Source organism: Enterobacter cloacae complex sp. 342H5, from assembly GCF_050030905.1.
GTDB lineage: Bacteria > Pseudomonadota > Gammaproteobacteria > Enterobacterales > Enterobacteriaceae > Enterobacter > Enterobacter intestinihominis.
On record NZ_JBLGVB010000001.1, the window covers coordinates 2365955 to 2384911 of the forward strand.

An 18957-nucleotide genomic window follows, 5' to 3' on the forward strand; every position below is an offset into this window, starting at 1 on the left:
ATCCATTCATTCAGGCCGATTACACGCTTAGTACGGCCTCGATCCCGCGACCGGACCCATAGGGAGACCCGCCATGGTCAGTAAGAAGAAAACCCGTGTTGTTGATGATGTCGTTAAAAACGCGCCGCTCAAAACCAAAGCGTACGAGCAAGAGCTTCGCCGCCTCCATGTTGAACTGGTTAAGCTCCAGCAATGGGTGGTCGCCAAAGGGTTAAAGGTCTGTATTGTTTTTGAAGGGCGAGACGGCGCGGGTAAAGGCGGCGCCATCAAAGCCATCACCGAACGCGTCAGCCCCCGGGTGTTTCGCGTTGTTGCGTTACCGGCCCCCACCGATAAAGAGAAAAGTCAGCTCTATTTTCAGCGTTACGTTCCCCATCTGCCCTCTGCCGGTGAAATCGTCATTTTTGACCGGAGCTGGTACAACCGCGCAGGCGTGGAAAGAGTAATGGGTTTCTGTACCGAAGAGCAGGCCGACAAATTTCTTGATGGAACGCCGGTGATGGAAAAAGCGATGGTCGATGCCGGGATCATATTGTTGAAATACTGGCTTGAAGTAACGCCAAAAGAGCAGGAGCGCCGCCTGCGCGATCGCATTAATGATGGTCGCAAGATCTGGAAGCTGTCTCCAATGGACATAAAATCTTTCAATCTGTGGGATGAATATACCCTCGCACGTGATGCGATGTTTAAAGCAACCGACACCGCCTGGGCGCCGTGGTTTGTGGCGCGCTCAGAAGATAAAAAACGGGTTCGGTTGAATATTATTTCGCATCTGCTTTCACAGATCCCCTATAAAGAAATTCACGTTGACAAGGTGGATTTACCGAAACGCAAGATCGGCAAAGTGAAGCCAACAAAATATCCCTTCCGGTATATTGCAGAGCGGTTTTGATACAGGGAAGCAGACCAGCGCAAGCGCAGCGCCGCCGGACAATGCCGACGGCGCAAGGTTTACTTCAACCCTTCCGAACTCTCTTTTTGCGCTTCAAGACGCTCAATGTCGCGGTACCAGCGCGGATGGTGCTTCTGCGCCCAGCGGCGGCTCACCTTCCCTTCAATCATGCCTTTAATCGATCCTTTCACCCAGAATGCCATATACATATGGATCAGAATGGCGTGGATCAGAATAATGGCCGAGGTCGCGTGGATCAGCAGCGCATAACGCACCACCTGAATCGGGAAATAGTGCGCAAAATACGGACGCCAGATGATCACCCCGGTCACCAGCAGCACAAAAATCATGCTCATGATGGTCCAGAACATCATCTTCTGCCCGGCGTTATATTTGCCCACCTTCGCGACTTTATGCTCGTTGCCTTTCAGAACCTCAACAATCCCTTTTAGCCACGGAATATCCTGCTTGTCAGGGATGTTGTGATGAACGAAACGTACAAACATAAACATCAGCACCACGAAAATCAGTACGCCGAAGAACGGATGCAGAATGCGCCCCATCTGCGGTGTCCCGAAGGTTTCCGTTAGCCACTGTAGCGTCGGGAAGAAGAACGAAATGCCGGATACCGCCACCAGGAAGAAGCAGATGACCACCGTCCAGTGACAGGCGCGATCGACAAATTTTGTGCGCACTATCATTTTCGACTTACTCATGATGCTCCTCCTCGTCGTCATCCACCTCTTTATTCGGCCCGATACCGATGTAGTGATAAATCAGCCCGGCAAAGGTGGCGATAAAGCCCGCCGCTGAGAGCGGCTTAAGCGCCCCTTTCCAGAGGTTGATTGAGGTATCGATCGCCGGATCCTTCGGCAGATTGTGATACAGCTCCGGCTGGTCATTGTGGTGCAGAACATACATGACGTGCGTACCGCCCACGCCCTGCGGGTTATAAATCCCGGCCTTGTCATAGCCGCGCGCTTTGAGCTTATCCACCCGCTGCTGCGCCACTTCCAGCATCTCTTTTTTGGTGCCGAAGTGGATAGCCCCGGTAGGACAGGTCTTCACGCAGGCAGGCTCCTGTCCGACGCTGACGCGATCGACACACAGCGTGCATTTATAGACCCGGTTATCTTCTTTATTGAGGCGCGGGATATTAAACGGACAGCCTGCGATGCAGTAGCCGCAGCCGATACAGTTATCCTGCTGGAAGTCGACGATCCCGTTGGCGTACTGAATAATTGCACCCGCAGACGGGCATGCCTTCAGGCAGCCCGGATCTTCACAGTGCATACAGCCGTCTTTACGGATTAGCCACTCCAGCTTGCCGTTCTGGTCGGTTTCGCTAAAGCGCATCACCGTCCAGGACTTGGCGCTCAGATCAGCCGGGTTATCGTAAACGCCAACGCAGTGCCCCACCTCGTCGCGGATATCGTTCCACTCCGAGCAGGCCACCTGGCAGGCCTTACAGCCCACGCAGGAGGAGACATCGATCAGCTTGGCGACTTCTGCCTTGTAGTCCCGCGCGCGAGGCGCGGGCGTTATCGGGTTGGTCGCGGAGCGTTTAATAATGTCTTGTGTTTCCATCGCCATTTAATCGCTCCTTACGCTTTCTCGATGTTGACCAGAAACGCTTTATACTCCGGCGTTTGCGAGTTGGAATCGCCGACGTTTGGCGTCAGGGTATTGGCGATGTAACCTTTCTGCGCCACCCCTTCAAAGCCCCAGTGCAGCGGGATGCCGACGGTTTCTACCTGCTGGCCGTGTACGTTCAGACTTTGCAGACGACGGGTGACCACCGCTACCGCGCGTATAAAGCCGCGTTTGCTGCTCACCGTCACGCGATCGCCATTGGCAATGCCTTTCGCCTTCGCCAGCGTTTCGCTTATCTCCACAAACTGTTCCGGCTGCGCGATGGCGTTAAGCCGCGCATGTTTGGTCCAGGTATGGAAATGCTCAGTCAGGCGGTAGGTAGTTCCGACATACGGGAACTTGTCCTTTTTACCTAAACGCATCACGTCATCTTCATAGATACGCACTACCGGGCTGGAGACCACGTTCGGGTGCAGCGGGTTAGTGCCGAGCGGCGTTTCCATCGGCTCGTAATGTTCCGGGAACGGCCCTTCCGCCAGCTTGTCGATGGCAAACAGACGTCCCAGCCCTTCCGGCTGCATGATAAACGGCCCGGTGTTGCTGCCCGGCGCGGCGGTGCTGAAGTCCGGGATATCGTTTCCCGTCCACTTCGTGCCGTTCCACTCGATCAGCATGCGCTTCGGATCCCACGGCTTACCGTTCACGTCTGCGGAGGCACGGTTGTACAGTACGCGGCGGTTCAACGGCCACGCCCATGCCCAGCCCAGCGTGTTGCCCAGGCCTGACGGATCGGCGTTATCACGGTTGGCCATCTGGTTACCCTGCTCCGTCCAGCTACCGGTGTAGATCCAGCAGGACGAGGCCGTGGTGCCGTCGTCACGCAACAGCGCGAAGCTATTGAGCAACTGGCCTTTCTTCGCCACCAGATTGCCGTTGGCATCGTACAGGTCGGCCAGCGCCACGCCGTTGTTCTCTTTTGCCACCTCTTCGGACTCAGGATGATCCGGCTGCTTGTAGTTCCAGCTCATCTTCAGCAGCGGCTCTGCGCCTTTGCCGCCTTCGGTGCGGTACATCTCGCGCAGACGATGGTAAATACCGGCCAGAATTTCGCCGTCATTACGCGCTTCACCCGGCGCATCCTGACCTTTCCAGTGCCACTGTAGCCAGCGGCCAGAGTTGGCAATAGAACCGTCCTCTTCCGCAAAGCAGGTCGATGGCAGTCGGAACACCTCGGTCTGAATGGATGCCGGATCGACATCGTTAGACTCGCCGTGGTTCTGCCAGAACGTAGACGTTTCGGTGACCAGCGGATCGATAACCACCATGTACTTCAGCTTGCTCAGGCTGCGAACGACTTTGTTTTTATCCGGGAATGACGCCACCGGGTTAAAGCCCTGGCAGATATACCCCGTGACGTCGCCCTTATCCATCATGTTGAAATACTTGATGACATCGTAAGCCTGATCCCATTTCGGCAACCACTCAAAGCCCCAGTCATTCTCTTTCTGCGCCGCATCGCCGTAGAACGATTTCATCAGACTGACGGCAAACTTCGGATAGTTACTCCAGTAGTTCACCTGGTCCGGACGCGTCGCTTTTGGCGTGTTGGCGTCAAGCCAGCTTTGCCAGTCGGTCTGCTTCTCCGACGGCAGGGTCAGGTAACCCGGCAGGCTAGTCGACAGCAGGCCGAGATCGGTTAAGCCCTGAATGTTGGAGTGTCCGCGCAGGGCGTTCACACCACCACCGGCCATCCCCATGTTGCCGAGCAGCAGCTGGATCATCGCCATGGTACGGATGTTCTGCGCGCCCACGGTATGCTGCGTCCAGCCCAGCGCGTACAGGAAGGTGGTTGTTCTGTCGGCGGCACTGGTGGAGGCCAGCACTTCACATACTTTCAGGAAGTCTGCTTTCGGCGTACCGCAGATGTTTTCCACCACGTCTGGCGTATAACGGGAAACATGCTGTTTCAGCAAGTTCCACACGCAGCGCGGATCGGTCAGGGTCTCATCGCGTTTCGCGTAGCCGTTTTCGTCGAACTGATAGTTCCAGGACGATTTATCGTACTGACGTTTCTCTGCGTCATAGCCGCTGAACAGGCCATCTTCGAAGGCGAAATCTTCACGCACCAGCAGGCCGGCATTGGTGTAATGCTTAACGTATTCCGCGTTAATCTTATTGTTTTCGATCAGGTACAACAGCACGCCGGAAAGGAACGTAATATCCGTACCGGAGCGGATCGGCGCATAAATATCAGCCACCGATGCCGTACGCGTAAAGCGTGGATCGACGACAATCAGCGTCGCATCGTTGTTGTTTTTCGCTTCCATCGCCCAGCGGAATCCCACCGGATGGGCTTCAGCGGCGTTACCGCCCATCACCACCACGACGTTTGCGTTTTTGATATCAACCCAGTGGTTGGTCATCGCACCGCGACCAAATGTTGGAGCAAGACTTGCTACCGTTGGTCCGTGTCAGACGCGCGCCTGGTTATCAACCGCCAGCATGCCGAGGGAGCGCACAAATTTTTGCGTCAGCATGCCGGTCTCATTACTTGCCGCAGATGCACACAGCATCCCGGTGGAGGTCCAGCGGTTTACCATAACGCCCTGCTCGTTCTTTTCAATAAAGTTGGCGTCGCGATCCGCTTTCATCAGTTTTGCAATACGTGAGAAGGCCTCGTCCCAGGAGATGCGCTGCCATTTATCAGAGCCCGGCGCACGATATTCCGGATAGCGCAGACGGTTTTCACTGTGGACGTAGTCCAGCAGCCCCGCCCCTTTCGGGCAAAGCGCCCCGCGGCTCACCGGATGGTCCGGGTCCCCTTCAATATGATAAATCGCTTCTTTGGCGTTCTTCGCGCCATCACCCAGGCTATACATTAATAGCCCACAACCCACGGAGCAGTATGTGCAGGTGTTACGGATCTCTTTCGCGCGCAGCAGTTTATAGTTGCGTGCCTGAGCCAGCGCCATTTTGGGAGCGAATCCCAGCATTGCGGCTGTTGTTCCGGCCATACCGCCCGCGCAGATTTTAAAAAATTGTCTGCGGCTGACGTCCATTGCTGTCCTCGTTATCTGATAAGACTTCGCGCCGCAAACTAACAGCAAAGCCCCTGTTTTTTTTGCGTCAAATCAAGGTCGCCGAACTTCGCCCCCTTAATAGTCACCGCCGGTATGATTTATTACTCCTTTCGGGTTAACCGCGAAACAGAAAATTCGCCTGGTGAATGGGTTAGATGCTATAAGTTTACCCTTTGATTTTTATGAGACTGGCAGGGTAATGGACAGAAAAAGAGCAACGCTGATTGGCCTGGTGGCCATACTGCTGTGGAGTACCATGGTGGGTCTCATCCGCAGCGTCAGTGAGGGACTTGGCCCGGTGGGGGGCGCAGCAATGATCTACACCGTCAGCGGATTATTGTGTCTGGCGACGGTAGGTTTCCCTGATATTAAACGGTTTTCGAAAGGCTATCTCATTGCGGGCAGCGTCCTGTTTGTCAGCTATGAAATGTGCCTTGCCCTGTCGCTTGGCTTTGCCGCGACGCGCTCGCAGGCAATTGAGGTGGGCATGGTCAATTATCTCTGGCCAAGCCTGACGATTGTGTTCGCCATTTTGTTCAACGGACAAAAATCCACCCTGTGGGTGATCCCCGGCTTAGCGATCTCCCTGTTGGGCGTGGGCTGGGTCTTAGGCGGCGAAAACGGGCTGCACGTTCACGGCATCATGCAAAACATCGTTTCCAGCCCGCTGAGCTACGGGCTGGCATTTGCCGGTGCCTTTATCTGGGCCGCCTACTGCACCGTCACCAGCAGGTATGCCAGAGGGCAAAATGGCATTACTCTTTTCGTCCTGCTGACCGCCCTGAGCCTGTGGGTCAAATATGCCGTCAGCGATCAGCCCGAAATGGTATTCAGCGTGCCGGTAGTCGTGAAGCTGTTGATGTGTGGTGTTGCCCTTGGCTTTGGCTACGCCGCCTGGAACATTGGGATCCTCCACGGTAACGTCACGGTGCTTGCGGCCGTCTCCTACTTCACCCCGGTACTCTCTGCCGCGCTGGCGGCTATTATGCTGAGCTCTCCGCTTTCATTCTCATTCTGGCAAGGGGCATTAATGGTTTGCGCCGGATCATTACTTTGCTGGTATGCCACCCGCAAATAGCATTTTAATTTTACCGGGCACGAATCATGCCCGGTAAAAATTAACATTATTTTAATATGTGATCACAATAAAGAATATTATTTATAACATTCGTATGTATTTCTATTTCTGTATAGAGTACTCACAGAAAGTCAGATCCGTTGTGGAAATTGACACAAACTGACAACGAAGGTAATTAATTCAACCCCAATATTCCCGCGCTATATAGCACATAGTGCAATAGTTTATTTCTGGATGTTTCTTTTAAAAAGCAGTTGCTGGCTTCCGGATAAATCCACAAACCACTGTTTTAAAAGTCAATAACGCGCCCCATTCCTTGACATTATCTGCCAAGCCCTTTTATCTCTCTCTAAAAACAAAAACGCATGGCAACTATTTCCAGCCTTATTATCGTGTTTTGTTAATAATCAATTTATGTATATAAATTAACCTTATTGAGCGATTTAAGGGAAATTTATCGGATCAGGATCACACTAATTGAAATTATCTTTAATATTTTGAAACTTATTATTGAAAGCAGTCTACGGAATTTTAAAAATAGTCTGCCATTGACGATAAGCCTCGTTTAAAAATCGCTCAGGTGGCTTAGGAAATACCTAAATAAAATTATAAGGGTTAGTTAAGATGAAACTTAAATTAGTTGCAGTGGCAGTGACTTCCATGTTGGCGGCTGGCGTTGTTAACGCGGCTGAAGTTTTTAACAAAGACGGTAACAAACTGGATCTGTACGGCAAAGTTACTGGTCTGCACTATTTTTCTGATGATGCTGGTAGCGACGGCGACAAAACATACGTTCGTCTGGGCTTCAAAGGTGAAACTCAGATCAACGATCAGCTGACCGGATACGGCCAGTGGGAATATGAGTTCAAGGGCAACCGCTCTGAAGCTCAGGGTTCCGACGGCAACAAAACCCGTCTGGCCTTCGCTGGTCTGAAATTCGATGAATTCGGTTCCTTCGACTACGGTCGTAACTACGGTGTTGCTTATGACATCGGCGCATGGACTGACGTTCTGCCAGAGTTCGGTGGCGATACCTGGACGCAGACTGACGGCTTCATGACCGGTCGTACCACTGGCGTTGCCACCTACCGTAACACCGACTTCTTTGGTCTGGTTGACGGCCTGAACGTGGCTGCCCAGTACCAGGGTAAAAACGACCGTTCAGAGATCACCGAATCCAACGGTGACGGCTGGGGTCTGTCTTCTACCTATGAATTCGACGGCTTCGGTGTGGGTGCGACCTACGCTAAATCTGACCGTACTGACCGTCAGGTTCGTGCTGCAAGCAACCTGAACGCCGGTGGCGAAAACGCAGAAGTCTGGGCTGCTGGCCTGAAGTACGATGCGAACAACATCTACCTGGCAACCACCTACTCTGAAACCCGCAACATGACGGCGTTCGGTAGCGGTCACGTTGCCAACAAAGCACAGAACTTCGAAGTTGTGGCTCAGTACCAGTTTGACTTCGGTCTGCGTCCATCCATCGCTTACCTGAAATCCAAAGGTAAAGACATCGGTTCTTATGGCGACCAGGACCTGGTTGAATACGTTGACGTTGGCGCGAGCTACTACTTCAACAAAAACATGTCCACCTACGTTGATTACAAAATCAACCTCGTGGATGACAGCCAGTTCACCAAAGATGCCAAAGTGGCTACCGACAACATCGTGGCTGTAGGTCTGACCTACCAGTTCTAAGATGTGTTAGTTCAAAAGGCCAGCCCTCGCGGCTGGCCTTTTTTTTACTGCTGCCCTCCGACCTTCGCCAGACTAAACCAGATCCCGATCGCCAGAATCATCAGCATGGCTCCCGCACTGCCCAGGGCCACGCTGTGCGAGGTGATGAACGCGGTTTTCGCCGCCGTCATCACCGGCTCGGCCAGTGACGGCGTCAGCTCCTGCGCGACCTTCATCGCTTCACCGATGGACGACGAGGCTTTATCGGTCAGCGACGCGCTCAGCCCCTGCGGCAGTACAATTGACGCCGAAAAGCTGCGGGTTAACAACAGACCGAAAATGGCGATCCCGAGACCAGCGCCCAGCTCGTAGGACATGGTTTCGATCGCGCCTGCCGCGGCCGCTTTCTCTTTCGGCGCGGCAGCCATGATCGCTGACGTCGATGCCAGCAGTGCGCTGGCGGCACTGAAGCCCAGCAGCACCATCAGGCTCCACGCCTGCCACTGTTGGGTGCTGAAATCGAGCGTCGACAGGCCGATAAAACTGATCGCGCTTAGCCCCATGCCTCCGGCCGCGACAATGCGCAGCCCCAGACGCCCGACCAGCACACCCGCGATCGGCCCGCTAAATCCGCTCGCCACCATCACCGGCAGCATAAATATCCCTGCTTCAAACGGCGTAAAACCATGCACGAACTGCAACTCCTGCGCCATCAGCAGTTCAAAGCCCACCAGCGCAATCATGGCGGTCATCGCCATGACCACGCCGCTTAAAATAATGCGATGGCAAAACAGACGCATGTCGATCATTGGCACGCGCGCGCGCAGCTGGATACGGACGAAAATAAACAGCATCACCGCCCCGGTAAGCAGCGTAGAGGCCACCATCCACGGCGACAGCACCCCTTTCAGGGCGGTTTTGGCGCTGTAGACCAGCAGTAAAATGGCGACAATCAGCATAATGGCATGGCTGATATTGAGCGGCTGCTCGGGCCGCCCCTGCTGAGCAGGCACAAAGTGCGCAGCAAGCGAAACCACGATCAGCACGATCGGCACGTTAATCAGGAAGACCGAACCCCAGTAAAAGTGCTCCAGCAGCATGCCGCCAATCAGCGGGCCAAACGCCGCGCCGCCCGACCCAACGGCAGCCCAGACGCCAAGGGCGATGTTACGGTGCCGCACGTCAATAAACAGCGTGCGGATCCCTGCAAGCGTAGCCGGAATGATCATCGCCGCGCCAATCGCCAGCGACGCGCGGGCGGCAATCAGCCAGCCCGCGGACGGCGCAAAAGCCGCCGCTAACGATGACAGGCCAAACAGCACGCTGCCGATCATCAGCAGGCGCTTAAAACCTATGCGATCGCCCAGCGCCCCCATCGGCAGCACCATCCCCGCCATCACCAGCGAGTAAATATCAATAATCCACAGCAATTCGTTGCCGCTGGCACCCAGCGTCATGCTCAATGTTGGCGCCGCCACGTGCAGCACCGTCGCGTCAATCGCCACCGGGATATACACCAGCACGATAATCACTAACGCTAACCACTGACGAAACATAAATTTCCTTTTCATTTAAAAACTGGACACATGTCCAGATTGCGATCCTACGTAAAGTTGAACGCTTGTCCAGCTCTTTGTTACACTCGTTTCGTTGCCATTGAGAGTGAGAAATTATGCGTTATCTGAGCAAGGACGAGCGGCGGGAAGAGATCCTACAGGCCGCAATGCGCGTGGCGCTGACCGAAGGATTCGCTGCGATGACCGTACGCCGAATCGCTACCGAAGCGGGCGTCGCCACCGGGCAGGTGCATCACCACTTTGCGTCGGCGGGCGAGCTTAAATCGCTGGCGTTTGTCAGGCTGATCCGCAATTTGCTGGATGCTGAAATCGTTGGCGAAAACGCAGGCTGGCGCGAGCGCCTGCATGCCATGCTCGGCAGCGATGACGGCGGGTTTGAGCCCTACATTCGACTGTGGCGGGAGGCGCAAATTCTCGCCAGCCGGGATAGCGATATCAAAGGCGCCTACGTTTTGACCATGGAGATGTGGCACCAGGAAACGGTCGCAATTATCCGCGCCGGGGCGGAGGCCAACGCCTTTACGCTTGCTGATCAGCCGGAAAATATCGCCTGGCGTTTAATTGGTCTGGTATGTGGCCTGGATGGCATATACGTCTTAAATATGCCTGAAATGGACGACGCGGCATTTAATAAGCATCTGGATAAACTTATCTCCCTCGAATTGTTTTAATACTCCCATCGGAGTATTAATTTCCGCAAAGAGTTACAATTAGTAACACATAAAGCGAACCCTGATTCCCATTCCAAACTCAGGGATTCGCTTTTTTATCTATCCTTTCAGATGTATCCCATAACATCCTATAAATTTCATACGCCACTGACAGGTATCTTTCTGTTTTTCCTTCTTTTTTCTCTCCACTTCGGTAAGCAAGAGGGTGATATGTCACATCAAAGCGAGAAGAGTAATCAGCATCTGTTGAGTAACTGGAAACCGGAAAACGCGCAATTTTGGGAGAATAAAGGGAAACATATCGCACGAAGAAACCTGTGGATTTCCGTGGCATGTTTGCTTCTGGCGTTTTGCGTCTGGATGTTGTTTAGCGCTATTGCGGTAAATCTTAATAAGGTCGGATTTAATTTCAGCACCGATCAGCTTTTTATGCTAACGGCATTACCTTCTCTCTCCGGCGCGATATTGCGAGTCCCCTACTCTTTTATGGTGCCGATATTTGGCGGGCGTTACTGGACCGTGTTAAGCACCGTTATCCTGGTCGTACCCTGTGTCTGGCTTGGGATCGCCATCCAGAATACCGCCACGCCCTATTGGATCTTCATCATCATCGCGCTGCTGTGCGGTTTTGCCGGTGCCAACTTCGCTTCCAGCATGGGAAACATCAGCTTCTTCTTCCCGAAAGCCAGACAGGGTAGCGCACTGGGCATTAACGGCGGGCTGGGTAACCTGGGCGTGAGTGTGATGCAGCTGGTTGCGCCGCTGGTGATTTTCCTGCCGATGTTTACCTTCCTCGGCGTGCACGGCGTACCGCAGGAGGATGGCTCGACGATGTGGCTGGCGAACGCGGCGTGGATCTGGGCGCCGCTGCTGATTCTGGCCACCATTGCGGCGTTTTTTGGCATGAATGACATCGCCAGCTCGAAAGCGTCCATTGCCAGCCAGCTTCCGGTGCTTAAGCGCTTTCATCTCTGGCTGCTGAGCCTGCTTTATCTGGCAACCTTCGGCTCGTTTATCGGTTTCTCGGCAGGCTTTGCCATGCTGTCGAAAACCCAGTTTCCGGACGTTAATATCCTCCACCTCGCCTTCTTTGGCCCACTGATCGGCGCCCTGGCGCGTTCGGCTGGCGGGATGATTTCAGACAGGCTGGGCGGCGTAAGGGTGACGCTGATCAACTTCGTCTTTATGGCCATCTTTAGCGCCCTGATTTTCCTGACGCTCCCCGGGTCTGGTTCAGGCAGCTTTATCGCCTTCTATCTGGTCTTTATGGGCCTGTTTCTGACCGCAGGCCTGGGTAGCGGCTCGACCTTCCAGATGATCGCGATAATCTTTCGCCAAATCACCCTCGACCGCGTGAAAAAACAGGGCGGCAGCGATGAACAGGCACAGCATGAAGCGGTGACCGAAACGGCTGCGGCGCTGGGCTTTATCTCTGCCATCGGTGCGGTGGGCGGGTTCTTTATTCCCAAAGCCTTTGGCACCTCCCTGGCGATGACCGGTTCCCCGGTGGGCGCCATGAAAGTCTTCCTCGTGTTTTACATCGTCTGCGTGCTCGTCACCTGGCTGGTGTACGGCCGCAAATCCTCACAAAAATAATAACTACCTCTTCGCCGGAGCGTGATGCCTCACCCTCCGGCCATGTTATCGAAGCAGGAGAAATGTCATGAGCAAACTGTTGGACCGCTTCCGTTACTTCAAAACAAAAGGCGACAGTTTCGCCGATGGGCACGGCCAGGTGTACCACACCAACCGCGACTGGGAGGACAGCTACCGTCAGCGCTGGCAGTTCGACAAGATTGTGCGATCCACCCACGGCGTTAACTGCACCGGCTCCTGTAGCTGGAAGATTTATGTCAAAAATGGTCTGGTGACATGGGAAACCCAGCAGACCGACTACCCGCGTACCCGCCCCGACCTGCCTAACCACGAACCGCGCGGCTGCCCGCGTGGCGCAAGCTACTCCTGGTATCTCTACAGCGCCAACCGTCTCAAGTACCCGCTGGTACGCCGCAGGCTGATCGAACTCTGGCGCGAGGCGCTGGCGCAGCATACCGATCCAGTGCTGGCCTGGGATGCCATTCAGCACGATCCACAGAAAGCGCAAAGCTACAGAAAGGCGCGCGGTAAAGGCGGGTTTATCCGCTCAAACTGGAAAGAGCTTAACCAGCTGATTGCTGCCGCCAACGTCTGGACCATCAAAAATTACGGCCCGGATCGGGTAGCCGGTTTTTCCCCCATCCCGGCCATGTCGATGGTCTCTTATGCCGCCGGTACGCGCTATCTCTCCCTGCTCGGCGGCACCTGCCTGAGCTTCTATGACTGGTACTGCGATCTGCCTCCAGCATCGCCGATGACCTGGGGCGAGCAGACCGACGTGCCGGAATCGGCGGACTGGTACAACTCCAGCTATATCATTGCCTGGGGCTCGAACGTGCCGCAAACGCGTACCCCGGACGCCCACTTCTTTACCGAAGTGCGTTACAAAGGCACCAAGACCGTCGCCATTACGCCGGACTTCTCGGAGGTGGCGAAGCTCAGCGACCAGTGGCTGGCCCCCAAACAGGGTACCGACAGCGCCCTCGCCATGGCGATGGGGCATGTGATCCTCAAAGAGTTCCACCTTGATAACCCGAGCGATTACTTCCTCAACTATTGCCGCCGCTACACCGACATGCCGATGCTGGTCCTGCTGGATGAACAGGCTGACGGTCGCGTGGTGCCGGGCCGCATGCTGCGCGCGTCGGATCTGGCCGACGGGCTGGGTGAAACCAATAATCCGGAGTGGAAAACCATCGCCTTTGACGTCGCCGGAAATCTGGTGGCGCCGAACGGCTCTATCGGTTTCCGCTGGGGCGAAAAAGGCAAATGGAACCTGGAGTCGCTGGCCGCGGGACAGGAGACCGAGCTGACGCTTTCCCTGCTCATCACCCACGACAGTGTGGCAGACGTGGCCTTCCCTTACTTCGGGGGCAACGAGAACCCGCATTTCCGCAGCGTGAAGCAGGAGCCGGTGCTGACGCGCCGCGTACCGAGTAAAACCCTGACGCTGGCCGACGGCAGCCAGAGACGCGTGGTCAGCGTGTACGATCTGGTGCTCGCAAACTACGGCCTCGATCGCGGTCTGGAAGACAGTAACGCGGCGGCAAACTACGCCGAGATCAAAGCCTACACCCCGGCCTGGGGCGAACAAATTACCGGCGTACCCGCTTACCTGATAGAAAAAATCGCCCGTGAATTTGCCGACACGGCGCACAAAACCCATGGTCGTTCGATGATCATCCTCGGGGCCGGTGTGAACCACTGGTACCACATGGACATGAACTACCGCGGGATGATCAACATGCTGGTCTTCTGCGGCTGCGTCGGGCAAAGCGGCGGCGGCTGGTCGCACTATGTCGGCCAGGAGAAACTGCGTCCGCAAACCGGCTGGCTGCCGCTGGCCTTCGCGCTGGACTGGAACCGTCCGCCGCGCCAGATGAACAGCACCTCTTACTTCTACAACCACGCCAGCCAGTGGCGCTATGAGAAGCTCACCGCACAGGAGCTGCTTTCTCCTCTTGCAGACGCGTCGAAATTCACCGGTCACCTGATTGATTTCAACGTCCGCGCCGAGCGCATGGGCTGGCTCCCTTCCGCGCCGCAGCTCAACCTCAACCCGCTGCAAGTTAAGGCCCGCGCCGACGCCGCCGGGATGTCGCCGCAGGATTACACCGTGCAGGCGTTAAAATCGGGCGATATTCGCTTTGCCTGCGAACAGCCGGACAACGGCAAGAACCACCCGCGCAACCTGTTTGTCTGGCGTTCTAACCTGCTTGGCTCGTCCGGAAAAGGCCATGAGTACATGCTCAAATACCTGCTTGGCACCGAGAGCGGGATTCAGGGCGAGGATTTAGGCTCAACGGATGATGTCAAACCTGAAGAGGTGGAATGGCAAACCGCCGCCATTGAGGGCAAGCTGGATCTGCTGGTGACGCTCGATTTCCGTATGTCCAGCACCTGCCTGTTCTCCGATATCGTCCTGCCGACCGCCACCTGGTATGAAAAAGACGATATGAATACCTCGGACATGCATCCGTTTATTCACCCGCTCTCTGCCGCCGTTGACCCGGCGTGGGAGTCCCGCAGCGACTGGGAGATTTACAAGGGCATCGCCAAAGTCTTCTCTGAAGTGTGCGTCGGACATCTCGGCACCGAAACTGACGTGGTGCTACAGCCGCTTCAGCATGACTCCCCGGGGGAGCTGTCGCAGCCTTTTGATATTCTGGACTGGCGCAAAGGCGAGTGCGATCTCATCCCCGGTAAAACCGCGCCAAACATTGCGGTCGTCGAGCGCAACTATCCGGAAACCTACGAGCGCTTCACTTCTCTCGGTCCGCTGCTGGACAAACTCGGCAACGGCGGAAAAGGCATATCGTGGAACACGCAAAACGAAGTCGATTTCCTCGGCAAGCTCAATTACGTCAAGCTCGACGGCCCGGCCAAAGGCCGACCACGCATTGAAACCGCCATTGATGCTTCAGAGGTGATCCTCGCTCTTGCGCCGGAAACCAACGGTCAGGTCGCGGTCAAAGCCTGGGAGGCCCTCGGCGAACTGACCGGGCGCGATCACACCCATCTGGCGCTGAACAAAGAAGACGAGAAAATTCGCTTCCGCGATATTCAGGCGCAGCCGCGCAAAATTATCTCCAGCCCAACGTGGTCCGGCCTTGAGAGCGAGCATGTCTCGTATAACGCAGGCTATACCAACGTTCACGAGCTGATCCCGTGGCGCACGATTTCCGGCCGCCAGCAGCTGTATCAGGATCACGCCTGGATGCGCGCCTTCGGTGAAAGTCTGGTGGCCTATCGTCCACCGATTGATACCCGCAGCGTCACCCATATGCGCGAGATCCCGCCGAATGGCTTCCCGGAAAAAGCGCTTAACTTCCTGACGCCGCACCAGAAATGGGGCATTCACTCCACCTACAGCGAAAACCTGCTGATGCAGACCCTGTCACGCGGGGGGCCAATCGTCTGGATCAGCGAAACCGACGCGCGCGAGCTGGGGATTGAGGACAACGACTGGATCGAAGCCTTCAACGCCAACGGCGCCCTCACCGCCCGCGCGGTGGTCAGCCAGCGCGTGCCGCCGGGCATGACCATGATGTACCACGCTCAGGAGCGCATTCTGAACATTCCGGGGTCAGAAGTGACCGGACGGCGCGGCGGGATCCACAACTCGGTCACCCGCGTCTGTCCGAAACCGACCCACATGATTGGCGGCTACGCGCAGCTGGCGTACAGCTTTAACTATTACGGCACCGTCGGCTCGAATCGCGACGAGTTCATTATGATCCGCAAAATGAAAAACATTAACTGGCTGGACGGCGAAGGTCGGGATCAGGTTCAGGAGGCGAAAAAATGAAAATACGCTCACAGGTTGGCATGGTACTGAATCTCGATAAATGCATTGGCTGCCACACCTGCTCGGTCACCTGTAAGAACGTCTGGACCGGGCGCGAAGGGATGGAGTATGCGTGGTTTAATAACGTCGAAACCAAACCGGGTATCGGCTATCCGAAAAACTGGGAAGATCAGGATGAGTGGCAAGGCGGATGGATCCGCAGTATTCACGGCAAGCTGACCCCGCGCCTCGGCGGAAAAATGGGCGTCCTGTCGAAAATTTTCGCCAACCCCGTGTTGCCGCAGATTGACGATTACTATGAACCTTTCACCTTCGATTACCAGGATCTGCACCGCGCCCCGGAGGGGGATCACCTCCCTACCGCCCGCCCCCGCTCGCTGATTGACGGTAAGCGGATGGATAAGATCGTCTGGGGACCAAACTGGGAGGAGCTGCTGGGCGGCGAGTTCGAAAAACGCGCCCGCGACCGAAACTTTCAGAAGATCCAGAAAGAGATGTACGGCCAGTTCGAAAACACCTTCATGATGTACCTGCCGCGCCTGTGCGAGCATTGCCTCAACCCGAGCTGCGTCGCCACCTGCCCGAGCGGTGCGATTTACAAACGCGAAGAGGACGGCATTGTGCTGATCGACCAAGACAAATGCCGCGGCTGGCGTCTGTGTATCAGCGGCTGTCCGTACAAGAAAATCTACTTCAACTGGAAAAGCGGCAAGTCAGAGAAGTGCATCTTCTGCTATCCGCGCATCGAGTCCGGCCAGCCGACAGTCTGCTCAGAAACCTGCGTTGGACGCATCCGCTACCTTGGCGTGCTGTTGTATGACGCGGACCGTATTGAAGAGGCGGCCAGCACCGAGCATGAAACCGATCTGTATGAGCGCCAGTGCGACGTGTTCCTTAACCCGAACGATCCGGCGGTGATTGAAGAAGCCCTGAAGCAGGGCATCCCGCAGAACGTCATCGACGCAGCGCAGCGTTCCCCGGTTTACAAAATGGCGATGGACTGGAAGCTCGCCCTGCCGCTGCATCCGGAATACCGCACCCTGCCGATGGTCTGGTATGTGCCGCCGCTGTCACCGATTCAGTCCTACGCGGACGCGGGTGGCCTGCCGCAGAGCGACGGCGTACTGCCTGCGGTCGAAAGCCTGCGCATCCCGGTGCAATACCTGGCAAATATGCTCAGCGCGGGCGATACCGGCCCGGTGCTGCGCGCTCTGAAGCGCATGATGGCGATGCGCCACTACAAACGCTCCCAGACCGTGGAAGGCGTGACCGATACCCGCGCCATTGAGGAAGTGGGCCTGACCGAAGCGCAGGTTGAGGAGATGTACCGCTATCTGGCCATCGCTAACTACGAAGACCGCTTCGTGATACCGACCAGCCACCGCGAAATGGCGCGCGACGCCTTCCCGGAGAAAAACGGCTGCGGCTTCACCTTCGGTGACGGCTGTCACGGCTCCGACACCAGGTTCAACCTCTTCAACAGCAGCCGCATCGACGCGATCAACATTACCGAGGTGCGCGATCACGGGGAGGGAGAATAATGCAGATCCTTAAAATCATCGCGCTACTGATTGAGTATCCCGATGAGCTGCTTTGGGATAACCGTGAAGAAGCGCTTTCCCTGGTGGAACAGGATGCGCCCATGCTACTGCCGTTTGCGCAGCAGCACCTGAGCGCCCCGCTGCTGGATAAGCAGGCCGAATGGTGTGAAGTTTTCGAGCGGGGGCGCGCGACTTCACTACTGCTGTTCGAGCACGTTCACGCCGAGTCCCGCGATCGCGGTCAGGCGATGGTCGACCTGATGAGCCAGTATGAGAAAGCCGGGCTGGAGCTGGATTGCCGCGAGCTGCCGGACTATCTGCCGCTCTATCTGGAATATCTCAGTATCGTCAGCGACGACGAGGCGCGTGAAGGGCTGCAAAACGTCGCGCCTATACTGGCGCTGATTGGAGGCCGCCTGAAACAGCGCGAGGTAGCGCATTACCAGCTGTTTGACGCCCTGCTGTCGCTGGCGGAAACACGGCTTTCCAGCGACAGCGTGGCGAAACAGGTATCCGGTGAAAAACGTGATGATACCCGTCAGGCGCTGGACGCCGTGTGGGAAGAGGAACAGGTCAAGTTTATCGAAGACAACGCCACATCGTGCGACAGTTCGCCGATGCAGCAATATCAACGACGCTTTAGCCAGGACGTCGCGCCGCAGTACGTGGACGTCAGCGCCGGAGGCCCAAAATGACTCATTACCTGAACGTGTTTTTCTATGACATTTATCCGTACATCTGCGCCACCGTCTTCTTCCTCGGCAGTTGGTTGCGCTACGACTATGGGCAGTACACCTGGCGGGCGTCATCAAGCCAGATGCTCAGCAAGCGCGGGATGAACTGGGCTTCGAACCTGTTTCATATTGGGATTCTGGGGATCTTCTTCGGGCACCTGTTCGGCATGTTAACCCCGCACTGGATGTACGCCTGGTTTTTACCCGTCGCGGTTAAACAGCAGTTAGCCATGATTGCGGGAGGTATTTGCGGGGTGCTGACGCTGATCGGTGGGTCGATGCTTTTGATCCGTCGCCTGTTCAACCAGCGGGTGCGCGCCACGTCCACCACGCCGGATATTATCATCATGAGTATCCTGCTGCTTCAGTGCATCCTTGGGCTGTCGACCATTCCTTTCTCCGCTCAGTACCCTGACGGAAGCGAGATGATGAAGCTGGTCGGCTGGGCGCAGGGGATCGTCACGTTTAAGGGCGGCTCGTCGGAAATGCTGAGCGGCGTCGCGCCGATCTTCCGCGTGCATCTGGTGCTGGGGATGACGATCTTCCTCATCTTCCCGTTCACCCGCCTGGTGCACGTGTGGAGCGCGCCGTTTGAGTACTTCACGCGTCGGTATCAGGTGGTAAGATCGCGCCGTTGATTTGTCGGGTGGCGGCTACGCCTTACCCGACCTACGTATACTCCCGTAGGCCCGGTAAGGCGTAGCCGCCAC

Annotated in this window: 13 protein-coding genes; 9 read left to right on the top strand and 4 right to left on the bottom strand. The window is 55.9% G+C overall.

Translation table 11 applies throughout. The annotated features are described in order from the left end of the window. Positions 1-73: 73 nt before the first annotated feature. Positions 74-892, top strand: a complete 819-nt coding sequence (gene ppk2, locus ACQG03_RS11395) for a polyphosphate kinase 2 (RefSeq protein ID WP_022648203.1) — start codon at positions 74-76, stop codon at positions 890-892. 59 nt (positions 893-951) lie between these two features. On the opposite strand, the gene fdnI is transcribed toward ppk2, so the two are convergent. Genes fdnI through fdnG form a run of 3 tightly spaced genes read right to left on the bottom strand, consistent with a single transcriptional unit; the run spans position 952 to position 5544 of the window. Beyond that, complete coding sequence (gene fdnI / locus ACQG03_RS11400; RefSeq protein ID WP_023300174.1) at positions 952-1608, bottom strand: formate dehydrogenase-N subunit gamma; 657 nt, start codon at positions 1606-1608, stop codon at positions 952-954. Beyond that, positions 1601-2485: a formate dehydrogenase subunit beta gene (gene fdxH / locus ACQG03_RS11405; RefSeq protein ID WP_003857048.1), complete on the bottom strand. Its 885-nt coding sequence runs from the start codon at positions 2483-2485 to the stop codon at positions 1601-1603. Before fdxH ends, fdnI begins: the two co-directional genes overlap by 8 nt. Before the next feature lie 11 nt (positions 2486-2496). Continuing rightward, positions 2497-5544, bottom strand: coding sequence for a formate dehydrogenase-N subunit alpha (gene fdnG, locus ACQG03_RS11410; RefSeq protein WP_139153940.1), 3048 nt, complete (start codon positions 5542-5544; stop codon positions 2497-2499). A gap of 220 nt (positions 5545-5764) precedes the next feature. On the opposite strand from fdnG, the gene yddG reads away from it, so the two are divergent. Both yddG and ompC read left to right on the top strand, forming a co-directional pair. Beyond that, positions 5765-6643 (top strand): aromatic amino acid DMT transporter YddG, encoded by an 879-nt coding sequence (gene yddG, locus ACQG03_RS11415; protein ID WP_063163018.1) that lies wholly within the window; start codon positions 5765-5767, stop codon positions 6641-6643. 624 nt (positions 6644-7267) lie between these two features. Beyond that, a complete protein-coding gene (gene ompC / locus ACQG03_RS11420) occupies positions 7268-8341 on the top strand; it encodes a porin OmpC (protein WP_022648207.1) in 1074 nt (357 codons plus the stop codon). Between the two features lie 44 nt (positions 8342-8385). Here the strand turns inward: ompC and ACQG03_RS11425 are convergent, their stop codons facing one another. Beyond that, a complete protein-coding gene (locus ACQG03_RS11425; RefSeq protein WP_038416102.1) occupies positions 8386-9876 on the bottom strand; it encodes an MFS transporter in 1491 nt (496 codons plus the stop codon). A 116-nt stretch (positions 9877-9992) separates the two neighbouring features. Here ACQG03_RS11425 and ACQG03_RS11430 point away from each other — a divergent pair, with 116 nt between their 5' ends. The 6 genes from ACQG03_RS11430 to narI all read left to right on the top strand — a co-directional run bounded on the left by ACQG03_RS11430 (position 9993) and on the right by narI (position 18885). Then, positions 9993-10568 (top strand): TetR family transcriptional regulator, encoded by a 576-nt coding sequence (locus ACQG03_RS11430; RefSeq protein WP_038416103.1) that lies wholly within the window; start codon positions 9993-9995, stop codon positions 10566-10568. Between the two features lie 210 nt (positions 10569-10778). Further along, positions 10779-12164: a NarK family nitrate/nitrite MFS transporter gene (locus ACQG03_RS11435; protein WP_058646716.1), complete on the top strand. Its 1386-nt coding sequence runs from the start codon at positions 10779-10781 to the stop codon at positions 12162-12164. A 67-nt stretch (positions 12165-12231) separates the two neighbouring features. Further along, positions 12232-15972: a nitrate reductase subunit alpha gene (locus tag ACQG03_RS11440; RefSeq protein ID WP_063163017.1), complete on the top strand. Its 3741-nt coding sequence runs from the start codon at positions 12232-12234 to the stop codon at positions 15970-15972. Beyond that, positions 15969-17513 carry a nitrate reductase subunit beta gene (narH, locus tag ACQG03_RS11445; RefSeq protein ID WP_023306263.1) on the top strand — a complete coding sequence of 515 codons (1545 nt, stop codon included), beginning with the start codon at positions 15969-15971 and terminating at the stop codon, positions 17511-17513. The genes ACQG03_RS11440 and narH overlap by 4 nt, the downstream gene beginning before the upstream one ends. Continuing rightward, positions 17513-18208 (top strand): nitrate reductase molybdenum cofactor assembly chaperone, encoded by a 696-nt coding sequence (gene narW, locus ACQG03_RS11450; RefSeq protein WP_022648213.1) that lies wholly within the window; start codon positions 17513-17515, stop codon positions 18206-18208. Before narH ends, narW begins: the two co-directional genes overlap by 1 nt. Next, positions 18205-18885: a respiratory nitrate reductase subunit gamma gene (gene narI / locus ACQG03_RS11455; protein ID WP_022648214.1), complete on the top strand. Its 681-nt coding sequence runs from the start codon at positions 18205-18207 to the stop codon at positions 18883-18885. The genes narW and narI overlap by 4 nt, the downstream gene beginning before the upstream one ends. The last annotated feature ends 72 nt before the right edge of the window (positions 18886-18957 follow it).